The organism is Rhizobium sp. R86522 (genome assembly GCF_042466255.1).
GTDB lineage: Bacteria > Pseudomonadota > Alphaproteobacteria > Rhizobiales > Rhizobiaceae > Allorhizobium.
The window spans coordinates 755,659-769,861 of the sequence record NZ_JAXHBX010000001.1; the positions used below are offsets into that span (position 1 = coordinate 755,659).

Below are 14,203 nucleotides of genomic sequence, written 5' to 3' on the forward strand. Positions count from 1 at the left end.
CCAGTTTCGGCCGCAGAAATTGATCAGTAAAACCTACAAATAGACACGGGGATTGCTCCCCGTGTCCTTTATTCGCTGTGGTCCGCCAAGACTATTTAAGGGCCGCGTCGGTGATCTCGGTCGTGAAGGCGCCGGTCGGCTCCTTGGAGATCACGGGATCCGAACCGCCGCCGAGCAGGGTCTTGACCGTGCGGTCATAGTCGGCCTTGTCGAGCGCGCCGTTGGAGCCAGCGGTCAGCTTTGCGACTTCGCTCATCATGCGCTTTTGGTGGGCTTCGGTCTGAGCGCCGGAGGCGTCGTTTTCGAGCACGATTTCAGCAGCTTCGTCCGAATTGGCTTCTGCATACTTCCAGCCCTTCATCGAAGCGCGGACGAACTTGACCATCTTTTCCTTGAAGGCCGGATCAGCGAGCTTGTCTTCGAGGACATAAAGACCGTCTTCGAGGGTGGCCACGCCTTCGTCTTCATACTTGAAGGTCACTAGCTCCTCCGGCTTGATGCCGGCGTCGATGACCTGCCAGTATTCGTTGTAGGTCATGGTGGAGATGCAGGCGGCCTGCTTCTGGAGCAGCGGGTCGACGTTGAAGCCCTGCTTCAGAACGGTGACGCCACCTTCCGAACCGTCGGTCTTGATGCCGAGCGTGCTCATCCAGGACAGGAACGGGTATTCGTTGCCGAAGAACCAGACGCCGAGCGTCTTGCCCTTGAAATCCTCAGGCTTGGTGATGCCGGTTTCCTTGAGGCAGGTGAGCATCATGCCCGAGGACTTGAAGGGCTGGGCGATGTTGACGAGCGGAACGCCCTTTTCGCGGGTTGCGAGCGCCGACGGCATCCAGTCGACGATCACGTCTGCGCCGCCGCCAGCCAGTACCTGCGGAGGAGCAATATCCGGGCCGCCCGGCTTGATTTCGACGTCGAGGCCTTCTTCTTCGTAGAATCCCTTGTCTTTGGCGACGTAATAGCCGGCGAACTGGGCCTGGGTTACCCATTTCAGCTGGAGGGTCACCTTGTCGGCAGCGGCGGCCTGCATGGCGGTCAGCGAGACCGCAGCAGCCAGCAGCATGGATGCGAGTTTGACAGTCATTTCAGTTCCCTCTTTTTTTGTTGGTTCAGTTCACGACCGCCCACCACGGACGGACGGATGCCAGAAGGTGACCCGGCGTTCTGCCAGTGCCACCAATCCGTAGAAGACCGAGCCGGCGAGTGCGGCAACCGCAATCTCGGCCCAGACCATGTCGACATTCGAGCGTCCGACCTCTGTCGAGATACGGAAGCCCATGCCGACAATCGGGGTGCCGAAGAATTCTGCCACGATCGCACCGATCAGCGCGAGGGTGGAATTGATCTTCAGCGCATTGAAGATGAAAGGCCAGGCGGCGGGAAGCCTAAGCCGCACCAGCGTCTGCCACCAGGAGGCGGCATAGGTGTGCATCAGGTCGCGCTCCATATGGCTGGCGGCGGCCAGTCCCTGCACGGTGTTCACCAGCATCGGGAAGAAGGTCATGATGACGACGACCGCGACCTTGGACTGCCAGTCGAAGCCGAACCACATGACCATGATCGGGGCGATGCCGACAACCGGGAGTGCGGACACGAAATTGCCGATCGGTAGCAGCCCCTTCTGCAGGAAGGGCGAGCGGTCGATCAGGATCGCGACGAGGAAGCCGAGGCCGCAGCCGGCGACATAACCTGTTATCACCGATTTCAGGAAGGTCTGCTGGAAATCCGCCCAGAGGATATGGGTGGAGGTGAGGATACGGGCCCAGATCATCGAGGGGGCTGGGAGCAGGATCGAGGGGATCTCGAAGCCGCGCACCATGCATTCCCAGATGACCAGCAGGGTCACGCCGAAGATCAGGGGTACGGCGAGACCGATCGCGCGTTTCGTCGTCTGGTCCTTTGGACGGCGGCGGACAAGCCACTCGTTGAGACCCCAGGCACAGAGCCAGAAGAGGATAGCGAAGACGAGATAACCGTTCATGGCTTGACCCCCATGCGTGCCAGCACCCGTGCGTGGGCCATGCCGACGATCGAGACGAGCAGGGCCGCGAGCCCCGCCGCCATGAAGAGCGCTGCCCAGATCTGGATGGTCTGGCCGTAATAGGAACCAGACAGCAGTCGGGCACCGAGACCGGCGACGGCACCTGTCGGCAGCTCACCGACGATGGCTCCGACCAGCGAAATGGCGATTGCCACCTTCAGCGAGGTGAAGAGGTAGGGCATCGACGCCGGCCAGCGGAGCTTCCAGAAGGTCTGAGACTGGCTGGCACTATAGGTGTGCATCAGGTCGAGGAGCAGGATGTCCGGACTGCGCAGGCCCTTCACCATGCCGACGACGATCGGGAAGAAGGAAAGATAGGTGGAAATCAGCGCCTTGGGCATGAGGCCTGAGATGCCGATGGAATTCAGAACGACGATAATCATCGGCGCAATGGCGAGGATCGGGATCGTCTGGGAGGCGATGACCCAGGGCATCAGCGACTTGTCCATAGCCCTGTTATGAACGATGGCGATGGCAAGTACGATTCCAAGCACGGTGCCCATGGCAAAGCCGGCAAGCGTCGCCGAAAGCGTGATCCAGGCGTGGTAAACGAGGCTGCGCTTGGAGGTGACGGCCTTGTTGAACACCGTATCCCAGAGTTCGGCGACGATCTGGTGCGGAGCCGGCAGGACCGGGCGCTCCTGGGCGAAGGTTCGCTCGACGATCTGGGAGAAGGTTATCGTCTCGCCGGCACGTGCCGCCTGGTCGCGCACGAAGGGCGCGTTCAGATAGACGACGAAGACATGCCAGATCACGAGGATCGCCAGGAGGACCGTCAGGACCGGCAGGATTCGATCTCGGAAGGCGGAAGGAGCCGAGGTCATCAGGCGCCTCCTTTTGCAGGAAAGAGCATCAGGGCCATGGAGACGACACCGAGCGCAACTCCCGCCATCTGAACTGCGCTCAGCCGTTCACCGAAGACGAGAAAGGCGATGACATTGATGAGTACCAGCTGGGCCACGGCGGACGCGGAGATGGCAAGGCCAAGGCCACCCTCACGCATTAGTTTCACCATCATCAGATTGCCGACGCTGTAGAGGGCGAGAGAGGCCACGAGTACCCAGAGCTTGCCGTTGTCGACATAGGCGCGGCTGACGGTGGCGGCACCCAGGAAGGTCGCCATAGCAGCACCGAGCCAGAGGAGGAGGGTGGGGTTCATGGGGTGTTCCCCTTAATCACGGAACTATTCCTCATAGCTGTGCCCCGCCTTCAGGCCCTCGCGCACCCGGTGCGCGATCTCGAGAAACTCCGGGGTCTCGCGGATGTCGAGCGGCCGTTCCTTGGGCAACGTCGACTCGATGATATCGGTAACCCGGCCAGGCCGCGGGCTCATGACGACGATCTTGGTCGAGAGGTAGACGGCCTCGGGGATCGAATGGGTGACGAAGCATATCGTCTTGTTGGTGCGGTCCCAGAGCTTCAGGAGCTCGGAGTTCAGGTGGTCGCGGACGATTTCGTCGAGCGCGCCAAAGGGTTCGTCCATCAGCAGAAGGTCGGCGTCGAAGGCGAGCGCGCGGGCGATCGAGGCACGCTGCTGCATCCCGCCTGACAGCTGCCAGGGATATTTCTTGGCAAAGCCCGAGAGGTTGACCAGTTCCAGCGTCTGTTCGATGCGCTTCTTCTTTTCTGCCGCACTGTAGCCCATGATTTCGAGCGGGAGCGCGATGTTGTTTTCGATCGTGCGCCAGGGATAGAGGGCCGCTGCCTGGAAGACATAGCCGTAGGAGCGCGCCTTGCGTGCTTCTTCCGGTGTCATGCCATTGACCGTGATCTCGCCGGCGGTGTGCTTTTCGAGATCGGCGATGACGCGCAGGAAGGTGGTCTTGCCGCAGCCGGAGGGGCCGATGAAGGAGACGAAATCGCCCTTCTTCACCTCGAGATCGACATTCGACAGGGCGTGGACGGGGCCGTCATTGGTCTCGAAGGTGAGGCTCAGGTTCCTGGCCGAGACAACGGAGTAGGGTGCATTCATGCGCTAGGACCAATCGGGTTTGTTGCAAAGGCAGCCTGCCTCTTGCATTCTTTTGACATGCGGCCGCTCGGGAGCAGCGGAGAAGGAGGGGCGGCCTCGCCGCAGAAGGGATTAGGATCAGACCATGGACACATCAGCAAAGCCCACCTGCCGGATCGTGAAGCCCGGCCATACCTATGAGGGCAAGCAGGGACTGAGTTATTTCGAGGGCATTGCCGCCGAGACGGTCGGCGCCAAGGGCATCTGCATGCATGTGCTGACCATGCCGCCCGGCGCGCGCGCCAAGGCGCATCTGCACGAGAGCCACGAGACGGCGATCTATATGCTGTCCGGTCAGGCGCATACCTGGTATGGCGACCGGCTGGAGAACCATGTCGTGGTTCACGCAGGCGAGCTGTTTTACATTCCGGCCGGCGTGCCGCATCTGCCGGCGAACCTGTCGAACGCGCCCTGCACGGCGATCATTGCGCGCACCGACCCGAACGAGCAGGAAAGCGTCGTGCTGCTGCCGGAGCTGGATGGCTTGGTCGAGGTGTAGCGTAGGGTTCATCTGGCCAGACCTTCTGCCTGGGGCCGGGCGATCCACCTGTAGATGATCGCGCAGATCATGCCTGTCGGAGCGAGCGACATCGCCATTGATGCCTCGTTCTGATTGAAGAAGCGGCCCCAGGTTGCCAGTTGCAAAAGGGCGATGCCGGAGAGGGGGCAGGCGGCACCCGCGATGGCGAAATGCCACCAGCGGTTCCAACGCATTCGCAGCAGCACCCAGGTCGCCAGCAAGGTGAAGGGGGCAGCCAGCAACAAGGCAACCGGCAGGATCTCCAGGGTCAGCCTAAGGACCGGCAGTATCGAACCCGGAAAGAGCATGAAGCGCGGCAGGCGGCCGTAAGTGAACGCATCTGTCACTTCAAATGTTGCCCAGATGCCCATGACGCCGAGAAACACGGCGGCTGCATAGCCTGCGCCGAAGCGGGCAGTCTTAAGCAACCATGTCCTGTTTGCTGGCCTCACCCTCACCCTCACACCCCCGTCGCCGGAATGCCCGTGCGTTCCACCTTGCGCGGCGCCACGAGTTCCTTCCAGGTCGACAGTGCCTTGGATACGGCGGGGAAGGGCTCGCGCTTGACGAACTTTCCGTGGCCCTCGCGGGTCTTCACTGCATTTTCCTCGATCGCGACATAACCGCGGGTCAGCGTGTAGCGCGGCAGGCCAGTGACGGTCTTGCCCTCGAAGACATTGTAATCGATCGAGGACTGCTGGGTCTTGGCGGAGATGGTTTTGGAGCGCTTGGGATCCCAGACCACGAGGTCGGCATCGGCGCCGACAAGGACGGCGCCCTTCTTCGGGTAGATGTTGAGGATCTTGGCAATGTTGGTCGAGGTGACTGCGACGAATTCGTTCATCGTCAGGCGACCGGTCGCAACACCATAGGTCCAGAGCATCGGCATGCGGTCTTCGAGACCCCCGGTGCCGTTCGGGATCTTGGCGAAGTTGCCGACGCCGAAGCGCTTCTGTTCGCTGGTAAAGGCGCAGTGGTCGGTGGCGACAACCGAGAGCGAACCGGACTGCAGGCCTGCCCAGAGGGAATCCTGATGCTGCTTGTTACGGAAGGGGGGCGACATGACGCGGCGGGCGGCGTGGTCCCAGTCCTTGTTGAAGTATTCGCTTTCGTCGAGCGTCAGGTGCTGGATCAGCGGCTCGCCATAGACGCGCATGCCCTTTTGCCGGGCGCGGCGGATGGCCTCATGCGCCTGTTCGCATGACGTGTGCACGACATAAAGGGGAACACCGGCCATGTCGGCCAGCATAATCGCGCGGTTGGTGGCCTCGCCCTCGACCTCAGGCGGACGAGAATAGGCATGGGCCTCAGGACCGTTATTGCCTTCGGCCAGCAACTTTGCGGTCATCGAGGCGACGACGTCGCCGTTTTCGGCATGCACCATCGGCAGGGCGCCAAGCTCGGCGCAGCGCTGGAAGGAGGCGAACATCTCGTCGTCATTCACCATCAGTGCGCCCTTGTAGGCCATGAAGTGCTTGAAGGTGTTGATGCCGCGATCCTGGACGACCGTTTTCATCTCGTCGAAGATACGTTCGTTCCAGCCGGTGATCGCCATGTGGAAAGAATAGTCAGCCGTGGCGCGCGAGGTCTTGTTGTCCCACATCTGGAGCGCTTCGAGCAGCGACTGATCCGGGCCCGGCAGACAGAAATCGACGACCATGGTCGTGCCGCCGGAGAGGCCGGCGCGCGTGCCGCTTTCGAAATCATCCGCCGAGTAGGTGCCCATGAAGGGCATTTCCAGATGCACGTGCGGGTCGATGCCGCCGGGCATCACATAACAGCCGGCCGCATCCAGCACGGTGTCCCCGGAGAGGTTTGGCCCGATCTCGACGATCACGCCCCCCTCGATCTTGACGTCGGCCTTATAGGTCAGATCGGCGGTGACGATCGTGCCGCCCTTGATGACTGTGGTGGTCATTTGCTCTCTCCCCGTGTCGTGTTCTTGATGGTTGCGCGGTTGGTTCGCGTTTGTCCTCTCAGCATGTCGGGCTTGTCGCTTGCCGATAGTTCCCGCGTTTGTGCCTTCGCCTGCGGCGCCCCCTCATCCGGCGCTACGCGCCACCTTCTCCCCTCTGGGGAGAAGAGGTTACGCTGACGTCGTGCGCCCCGATCTTCTGTTCGGACGCTGCGGCGACGTGAGCGAATACTGGGGTCCGACGAGGCCACCGCGCGCTCCCTCTTCTCCCCAGCGGGGAGAAGGTGGTCCGAAGGACCGGATGAGGGGGCGCGAAGCGAAGGCTGAAATAGCATGACGGTCACCGGTCTGCCCTTATCGCTGGCGAAAAACGGATCGCGTCGCAGCGCTCGACGATCTGGCCCTGCAGAACTGCGAGAATTGTATCGAGGACGGCGTTGCGCTCCTGCAGGACCTCGGCGTTCCAAAACCGGAGGACAGAGTAACCCTGTCCGTTCAGCCATTCGGTTCGCCGTTCGTCGCGTTCGTTCTCCGCATGCTGGCTGCCGTCGAGCTCGACCACAAGCCGTCGCTCGCGGCAGACAAAATCGACGATGTAGGGTCCAAGCGGGATCTGTCGGCTGAACTTGTAACCATTCAGCTGACGATTGCGGATGTCTCCCCAGAGACGGTATTCGGCTTCGGTATCGTTGGCTCTCAGTTCGCGTGCTTTGCTGGTCCTGTCGGGCAGCCGTTTTGTCGGATCTTGCGGGTGTGTCATGGCCGTTCGGCCCCCCTCATCCGGCGCTAAGCGCCACCTTCTCCCCGCTGGGGAGAAGAGGTGACGCTGGCGTCGTGCGCTCCATCCATTCCATGATGCGATCCAGCGGGGCTTAAGGTCAATGGTCACCTCAGACATCACAACGCGCTCCCTCTTCTCCCCAGCGGGGAGGCGGTGGCACGAAGGGCCGGATGAGGGGGCGCGGAGCGAGGGCATCATCACCCGACAATCTCCGCCGTCTCCAGAACCGCCCTGAGCAGCACGTCGCAGCCAGCACTTGCCCATTCCTTGGAAATCTCCTCCGCCTCATTGTGGCTCAAGCCGCCGACGCAAGGGCACATGATCATGGTCGAGGGCGCGACCTTGGCGGCCCAGCAGGCGTCGTGGCCGGCGCCGGAGATGATGTTCATGTGGCTATAGCCCAAGTCTTCCGCCGCCTTACGGACGGAGGCGACGAGTTTCGGATCGAAGGTCACCGGATCGAAATGGCCGACGGCCTCGACCGCGCAGCCGACGCCCAGCGCCGCGCAGATCTCGGCGGCCTTGGCCTCGATCGTCGCGCGCATGCGGTCGAGCTTCTCCTGGCTGGGCGTGCGAATGTCTACGGTGAAGACGACGGTGCCGGGCAGGACGTTGCGGGAATTGGGCGAGAACTTCACCTGGCCGACACCGCCGACGGCACCGGGCTGTTCACTCATCGCGACGTTCTGGACCATCTCCATGATCCGGGCCATGGCAAGGCCGGCATTGACGCGCAGGTTCATCGGTGTGGAGCCGGTATGGGCTTCGCGGCCGGTCAGGGTAAATTCCAGCCACCACAGGCCCTGACAGTGGGTGACGACGCCGATCTGCTTGTCCTCTGCTTCGAGGATGGGACCCTGTTCGATATGGTATTCGAAATAGGCGTGCATCTTTCTGGCGCCGACCACTTCGTCGCCCAGCCAGCCGATGCGCTTCAGCTCGTCGCCGAAGGTCTTGCCGTCCATGTCCTTGCGGGCATAGGCGTAATCCTGGGTGAGAACGCCGGCGAAGACGCCGGAGGCGAGCATGGCTGGCGCAAAGCGGGCGCCTTCCTCGTTCGTCCAGTTGGTAACGACGATGGGGTGCTTCGTCTTGATGTTGAGGTCGTTAATCGACCTGATCACTTCCAGACCGGCGAGGACGCCGAGCACGCCGTCATACTTGCCGCCGGTCGGCTGGGTGTCGAGATGGCTGCCGATATAAACGGGCAGGGCGTCGGCGTCGGTGCCGGGGCGGGTCATGAACATGTTGCCCATGGTATCGACGCCCATGGTGAGGCCAGCGTCCTCGCACCAGCGCTGAAAGAGGCGGCGGCCTTCCGCGTCCTCGTCCGTCAGGGTCTGGCGATTGTTGCCGCCGGCAATGCCGGGGCCGATCTTCGCCATCTCCATGAGCATGTCCCACATACGATCGCCGTTCACGCGAAGGTTGTTGCCGGGTTGCGCCGTCATTGCAGATCCTCACCTGTTTGTCAGAACCGGATCTTCCGCCCGATTCCCATGTTCCCCGGGTCAGCAGCAGCGGCTTGTGTTGTTTTTTCCGCTGTCGTATCGGCAGTTGCCTTTATTTGACATCTGTCCAATAATTTGACCGACTGGTAAAACATTACAACTTCCATCACGGCACTCAAGACGAAATCGGCAAAATTCTGCGACAAAAATTCAAGCAGATGCCCAGATTTTGGGCTTCAATATTGCTGAGTGAGTTCAGTATCTTAGGCGGGGAACAACTCTAAGATGGCAATACCGAGAGCGGCGCAAACCCAGAGGCGGACGCGGATCCAGGAGGAGAAGGAGGAGCTCATCCTGGAGGCGGCGCTGGAGGTGTTCTCGCAGCGGGGATTCCATGGCTCGACGATCGACCAGATCGCCGAGGTCGCGGGCATGTCGAAGCCCAATCTGCTCTACTATTTCCGCACCAAGGAAGCCATGCACCGGGCCTTGATCGACCGAGTGCTGGAGAACTGGCTGGAGCCACTGCAGGCCTTCGACGCGGACGGCGATCCCGAACACGAGATCAGGTCCTACATACGCCGCAAGCTGGAGATGGCGCGGGAGTTTCCGCGCGAAAGCCGGCTGTTTGCCAACGAGATCCTGCAGGGTGCGCCGCATATCGCCGGCGTGCTCGAAGGACCGCTAAAGGAGCTTGTGGACGAGAAGGCCGAGGTCATCAGGGCCTGGATCGCTGCGGCCAAGATCCGGGAATGCGACCCGCATCACATGATCTTCTCGATCTGGTCGACCACACAGCACTATGCCGACTTCGACGTCCAGGTCCGTTCCGTGCTGGGGGCGAGCCGAGAAGGCGAGGATCGCTTCGAGGCGGCCGCGTCCTTCCTCGAAGGTCTTTTCGTGCATGGCCTGATTGTGAAGCCGGTCGTCAGTCCCTGAGCAGACCCATCACCAGAAGACCGGCGGCCGTGACGAGCGCACCGAGAAAAACGGCCGGGCTTGCCCAGCCGTGGCCGAGCATGCCTTCCAGGAGGATGATGAAGGTCGGCGTCAGATAGCCGTAGCCCAGCACCTTGGGTGCTGGCAGGCGCATCGAGGCGTATTGCAGCAACATGAAGGTGAGTGCTGTCGTCACGATCGAGAGATAGGCGATCGTCGCCCAGACCATGGGTGGTAGGCTCGCAAAATCCGTGATCGCGAGCGGGACAGCGCCGGTCGGCAGGAGCCAGGGGATGGTGAAGACCACAACCCAGAAACCGAAGGCGACCGGGTTGTCTCCCTGATTGAACTTGCGGATCAGCGGCACGTAGGCGCCGTGGCAGATGACGCCAATGAAATAGATCAGTTCCCCACGCCCAACGTCGAAGGAGAGGATCGCCTGGATGTCGGCGCGGAAGATGACCCAAATTGCGCCAAGGGCTGCAATCACGAGTGCAATGAACACATCCGGGCGGGTTTTCTGCCCGATGAAGACGAGCGCAAAGCCGGCGCTGATCAATGGCATCAGGGTGAAGACGGCGCCCGTCTGCACAGGGCTGGTGAATTCCAACGCCACGAACATGGTCAGCATGTAGACGGCGATCAGCCCGCCGAGCAGGGCAAAGCGCCAGATCCGCTGGGGAGCCCGGAAAGGAACGCGCAGGATGCCGAAGGTCAGGACACCCATCACGACCACGGTCATCAGGTAGCGCCACAGTGTCAGTGGGCCGGCATCCATGTGCTGTGCCGCCATGCCGCCAAAGGAGAAGGAGCCGGCGATCAGGGCAGCAAAGAGCAGCATTGCCGCATGCGCCTTCAGCTTTTCACGACCCTTGGCATGCACCGTATGCTGATTGACGGGCCTGTCTGCTGTTGACGCTTGCTCTGTCATGGCATGTCTTTCGACCGGAACTGGTCTCTCCGTTCGCGTCACTTGACCCGACCGGCTTTCTCATTCATCTGCGATCCGGGACGCGCGTCACTGCGTCGTCCGAGGACATTCTTCCGGCAGTTAATCGAAAGCGGACCTGATGACAACGACGATCGGCTTCAGTGATACCGACAAGAGCACAAGTGCGGTGCTGCAGGATGTGATCGACTCGATGGATGAGGATCACGTAACGCTGCGACAGATCCTTCAGAAGATGGGTGAAAGCGGGCTACTGCTGCTTTGCGGCCTGTTGTCTCTACCCTTCCTGGTGCCGGTTTCGATTCCGGGTGTCTCTACCGTCTTCGGTGCCGGCATCGTGCTGATCGGGATTGCGATCACCTTCAACCGCTTTCCGTGGTTGCCGGAGAAGGTGGCCGACCGCAAGCTCGAACGGGCGCGCCTTGTCCCGGTTCTGGAACGAGGTCTCAAGATCCTGAGAAAGGTCGACCGTTATGTCCGTCCCCGCTTGCTGGGCCTGACGCACGGGGCGCTGGTCAACCGTATCAACGGTGTCGTTCTGACGGCCGCCGGCGTGCTCTTGATGATGCCGCTTGGCTTCATTCCGTTCTCGAACACGCTGCCCGGTGTGGCGATCCTGCTTCTGTCGACCGGTATTTCCCAAAGGGACGGCATGGTCGTTGCGATGGGACACCTGATGGTGCTGCTGACGCTCGTCTATTTCTCGGCGCTGGCCTATGCCGGGTTCGCCGCTGGCCAGAGCCTGCTCAGCTGATCCATCTCCGAAGCGCGGTTCAGGCGCTCCGCCGCAGCAGGTCTTCGCGCTGCAAGGCATGTTTCCTTGCAAAATCGATGAAATTGTCCGGGCTCATCGGCCGCGCCAGCGCGTAGCCCTGCAGCGTCTGGCAACCGAGATCGCGCAGGATCGCCGCATGCTCCATGGTTTCCACGCCCTCTGCGACGATGCCGATCCCGTAGGAGCGGCCGATATCGACGATCGAGCTGATCAGCTTGCGCTGAGCAGGGCTTGTGACGATCGGGGCCACCAGTTGCCGATCGATCTTCAAGCGGCTCGGCGAGAGCTTGATCAGCGAGAGGATCGAGGCGTAACCGGTGCCGAAATCGTCGATTTCGATGGCAATGCCCTGAGTGCGGATGCGCTCGAGGCTTTCCGCTACGGCATCAGCCTTGTCGTCGAAGGAAATCGATTCCAGCAACTCGAATGAAAGGCTGCCCGGCTTGAAGTCGAGCTTGGCCAGGTGGTCGAGCAGCTTGTCCTCGAACAACCTCTGGGCAGAAATGTTGACTGAGACATGCTCGATGCCGAGACCCTCGGTCTTCCAGCGAGCCAGTTGCTCGAGTGCCTGATCGAGAATGCTCGCGTCGATCTGGGACACGACATTCAGGTTTTCGGCCGTTTCGAGGAATGCGTTGGGTGCGAGGATGCCCTTTTGCGGATGGTGCCAGCGCGCGAGCGCCTCCACACCGTTGATCGCAAGCGTTCGGGCATCGAATTGCGGCTGATACCAGGCGATGAAATCGTCGTCGCCCAAAGATCGAAGAATGGCGTCGGCGGTGCGCTTGATGTTGATCGTGCGAGCGCGCAGCTGGTCGTTGAAACGCTCGACGCGGTTTCGGCCACGGCGTTTTGCCTCGTAGAGGGCGATGTCCGCATTGACGAGGAGCTGTTCGGCGGTCAGTTCGGGCTCGATTCTGTCGGCGATACCGATCGATGCGCCGACACGGCATTCGTGTCCGTTGTAGACGATGGGCCGGTTGACGGCCGAGATCAGGTTCGAGCCCATGGCCTCGTAGCCTTCGGAGATATCGCAGCCCTGGCAGACGATGACGAATTCATCGCCGCCGATCCGGGCGACGAAATCGCATTCACCGACCATGCTCTGCAGTTCCTGCGCGACATGGCGAAGAATGGCGTCGCCGGCACCATGGCCAAGCGTGTCGTTGATTTCCTTGAAGCGGTCCAGATCCATGTGGAGTACGGTCAGCCTTGCCTCGGGCCGATCGGGGGCTGCAGCCAGTGCCTCGAGGCGCTGGTCCAGATAGCGGCGATTGGGCAGGCCGGTCAGCGCATCGTGCAGCGAATTGTACTCCATGCGCTGCCGTGCGGTTTCCAGCTCCTCGTTGCGCTGTGCCGTCTCGCGCTGTGCTTGGCTGAGTTCTTCCTGCAGAAGCACGTCAGCGCTGACATCCCAGTTGACGCCGAGCAAGAGCATCTTGTTTTTCTGGTCGCCGAAGGCAGTGCCGACCGTGCGGAAATGCACGATTTTCCCATCCGGGCGGATCACCCGGAAGCGGCCCGTATAGGAGGATTGGTTTTCGATGGCTTGCCGCATGCCCTCCTCGATGGCATCGACATCTTCGGGATCGACCATTGACCGCCAGGTTTCGCCGGTAATCGGTGTGTCAGGTGTCAGTCCGTAGAGATTATAGAGTCGTTCGTCCCAGATGAGGTGATCGCTGCCGACATCCATCTCCCAGACGCCAATGCGGGAGGATTCGAGTGCGACGCCAAGACGATACGACATGGCGCGAAGCTCTTCCTCGCGTTGCCGGAGAGCCGCATAGTTACGCTGCCGCTCCCGCATCAGCCCGGCGACCCAGATGACGCTTCCGGCGATCAGCGCGGACATGGCGGCGATCATGCTGCGGATCAGGACGTCGGGGCGGCTCATCGCGTGCCAGCCACCCTTGGGCACCGCCGAAATGGACCATTTCTCGTTGCCGAGATCCACAATCATGGTGACCGGGTCGTCGGTCAGGACGTGACTGTCGCCGTAGATCACGGCCTGGTTTCCCGTCTGTTGACTGTCGTCGGTAATGGTGATGGCGAGCGGCGAATCCGGGGCTCGCAGGCCGCTGTCGTCATAGAGCCTCGTGACATCGACGACCCCCGCCAAGCCACCCCAAAAGACCCGCTTGCCGTCGTCATTGGTCATCTCCACGGGCAGCGTGATGATCAGGCCCATGGCGCCATTCTTGAGCGGCAACGGGCCGCTGATGATTGTCTTGCCCTCTTCGCGCAACTGGCGCACCGCTTCCTCGCCATTCGGTGGCGGGAGTATCCAGTTCCCGATGAAGGACTTGTTGTCCTCGTAGGGGTGGACGAAACTCGTGATGAGATTGGGTGCTGCAACGATGTTGCCGATCTGGGAGGGCGTCGACAGGAGGCTTGATGCCAACGCCTCGAAACGCTTCTGCGTGACATAGGGCTCGGTCCCGATCACCGCGACCATGCCCTGCAAAAGCTTGATATTGGCGTTGATGTTGGCTTCGAGCTTGGTGCGGATCAGGCCAAGGTTTTCCCCGACCGCATTGCGGGCCGCCTCGCGGCTCAATCGTTGCTGCTGAAGGTCGGCATATAAGGCGGAGACGGCAACACCTGCCAGAACGATGGCGCTCGGAATGAGGATCTGCAGGCGCGATCGCAGGCTCGATCCACCATCCGTATTCTGCTCTTTATCGCCATGGTCTCCTTGCCCGGCTGGCCCGGCCTGACGAAAATGCTGTCAGTCCCGATGGCTGGATGGTGGAGTATAGCGCTGAATAATTTCTGAAGGTGTGGGCGAAAATTCGAGTGTTTTCTTTTGTCGAAAGGT

The 14,203-nt window shown here is 61.3% G+C and carries 14 protein-coding genes; 3 read left to right on the plus strand and 11 right to left on the minus strand.

All coding sequences use genetic code 11. From position 1 onward, the window contains the following. Positions 1 to 91: 91 nt before the first annotated feature. From SJY08_RS03585 to SJY08_RS03605, 5 genes are read right to left on the minus strand one after another with little or no spacing between them, the layout of a single operon-like run. Positions 92 to 1,084, minus strand: coding sequence for an ABC transporter substrate-binding protein (locus SJY08_RS03585; protein ID WP_054148380.1), 993 nt, complete (start codon positions 1,082 to 1,084; stop codon positions 92 to 94). A gap of 30 nt (positions 1,085 to 1,114) precedes the next feature. Next, the gene (locus SJY08_RS03590) at positions 1,115 to 1,981 is read right to left on the minus strand and encodes an ABC transporter permease (RefSeq protein ID WP_377274722.1); all 867 of its coding nucleotides are present in this window, start codon (positions 1,979 to 1,981) and stop codon (positions 1,115 to 1,117) included. After that, a complete protein-coding gene (locus tag SJY08_RS03595) occupies positions 1,978 to 2,865 on the minus strand; it encodes an ABC transporter permease (protein ID WP_377274723.1) in 888 nt (295 codons plus the stop codon). The genes SJY08_RS03590 and SJY08_RS03595 overlap by 4 nt, the downstream gene beginning before the upstream one ends. Then, positions 2,865 to 3,200: a hypothetical protein gene (locus SJY08_RS03600; RefSeq protein WP_377274724.1), complete on the minus strand. Its 336-nt coding sequence runs from the start codon at positions 3,198 to 3,200 to the stop codon at positions 2,865 to 2,867. The genes SJY08_RS03595 and SJY08_RS03600 overlap by 1 nt, the downstream gene beginning before the upstream one ends. Positions 3,201 to 3,224: 24 nt before the next feature. After that, complete coding sequence (locus tag SJY08_RS03605; protein ID WP_054148384.1) at positions 3,225 to 4,013, minus strand: ABC transporter ATP-binding protein; 789 nt, start codon at positions 4,011 to 4,013, stop codon at positions 3,225 to 3,227. A 124-nt stretch (positions 4,014 to 4,137) separates the two neighbouring features. Here SJY08_RS03605 and SJY08_RS03610 point away from each other — a divergent pair, with 124 nt between their 5' ends. Next, positions 4,138 to 4,551 (plus strand): cupin domain-containing protein, encoded by a 414-nt coding sequence (locus SJY08_RS03610; RefSeq protein ID WP_069043556.1) that lies wholly within the window; start codon positions 4,138 to 4,140, stop codon positions 4,549 to 4,551. Positions 4,552 to 4,559: 8 nt separating this feature from the next. On the opposite strand, the gene SJY08_RS03615 is transcribed toward SJY08_RS03610, so the two are convergent. The 4 genes from SJY08_RS03615 to SJY08_RS03630 all read right to left on the minus strand — a co-directional run bounded on the left by SJY08_RS03615 (position 4,560) and on the right by SJY08_RS03630 (position 8,719). Further along, entirely contained in the window at positions 4,560 to 5,000 is a 441-nt protein-coding gene (locus tag SJY08_RS03615) for a hypothetical protein (RefSeq protein ID WP_377274725.1), read from the minus strand. A gap of 32 nt (positions 5,001 to 5,032) precedes the next feature. After that, entirely contained in the window at positions 5,033 to 6,490 is a 1,458-nt protein-coding gene (hydA, locus tag SJY08_RS03620; RefSeq protein WP_300889255.1) for a dihydropyrimidinase, read from the minus strand. Positions 6,491 to 6,827: 337 nt separating this feature from the next. Continuing rightward, positions 6,828 to 7,247, minus strand: a complete 420-nt coding sequence (locus tag SJY08_RS03625) for an endonuclease domain-containing protein (protein WP_377274726.1) — start codon at positions 7,245 to 7,247, stop codon at positions 6,828 to 6,830. A 218-nt stretch (positions 7,248 to 7,465) separates the two neighbouring features. Next, positions 7,466 to 8,719, minus strand: coding sequence for a Zn-dependent hydrolase (locus tag SJY08_RS03630; RefSeq protein ID WP_377274727.1), 1,254 nt, complete (start codon positions 8,717 to 8,719; stop codon positions 7,466 to 7,468). Positions 8,720 to 9,004: 285 nt separating this feature from the next. Between SJY08_RS03630 and SJY08_RS03635 the strand changes: the two genes are divergently transcribed. Next, positions 9,005 to 9,658 carry a TetR family transcriptional regulator C-terminal domain-containing protein gene (locus SJY08_RS03635; RefSeq protein ID WP_054148391.1) on the plus strand — a complete coding sequence of 218 codons (654 nt, stop codon included), beginning with the start codon at positions 9,005 to 9,007 and terminating at the stop codon, positions 9,656 to 9,658. On the opposite strand, the gene SJY08_RS03640 is transcribed toward SJY08_RS03635, so the two are convergent. Continuing rightward, the gene (locus tag SJY08_RS03640) at positions 9,648 to 10,589 is read right to left on the minus strand and encodes a DMT family transporter (protein ID WP_054148392.1); all 942 of its coding nucleotides are present in this window, start codon (positions 10,587 to 10,589) and stop codon (positions 9,648 to 9,650) included. The two genes, SJY08_RS03635 and SJY08_RS03640, sit on opposite strands and share 11 nt — an antisense overlap. A 139-nt stretch (positions 10,590 to 10,728) precedes the next feature. Between SJY08_RS03640 and SJY08_RS03645 the strand changes: the two genes are divergently transcribed. Further along, positions 10,729 to 11,361 (plus strand): exopolysaccharide biosynthesis protein, encoded by a 633-nt coding sequence (locus SJY08_RS03645; RefSeq protein ID WP_069043561.1) that lies wholly within the window; start codon positions 10,729 to 10,731, stop codon positions 11,359 to 11,361. A 19-nt stretch (positions 11,362 to 11,380) separates the two neighbouring features. On the opposite strand, the gene SJY08_RS03650 is transcribed toward SJY08_RS03645, so the two are convergent. Continuing rightward, positions 11,381 to 13,942 (minus strand): EAL domain-containing protein, encoded by a 2,562-nt coding sequence (locus tag SJY08_RS03650; protein ID WP_377274728.1) that lies wholly within the window; start codon positions 13,940 to 13,942, stop codon positions 11,381 to 11,383. Between the last annotated feature and the right edge of the window lie 261 nt (positions 13,943 to 14,203).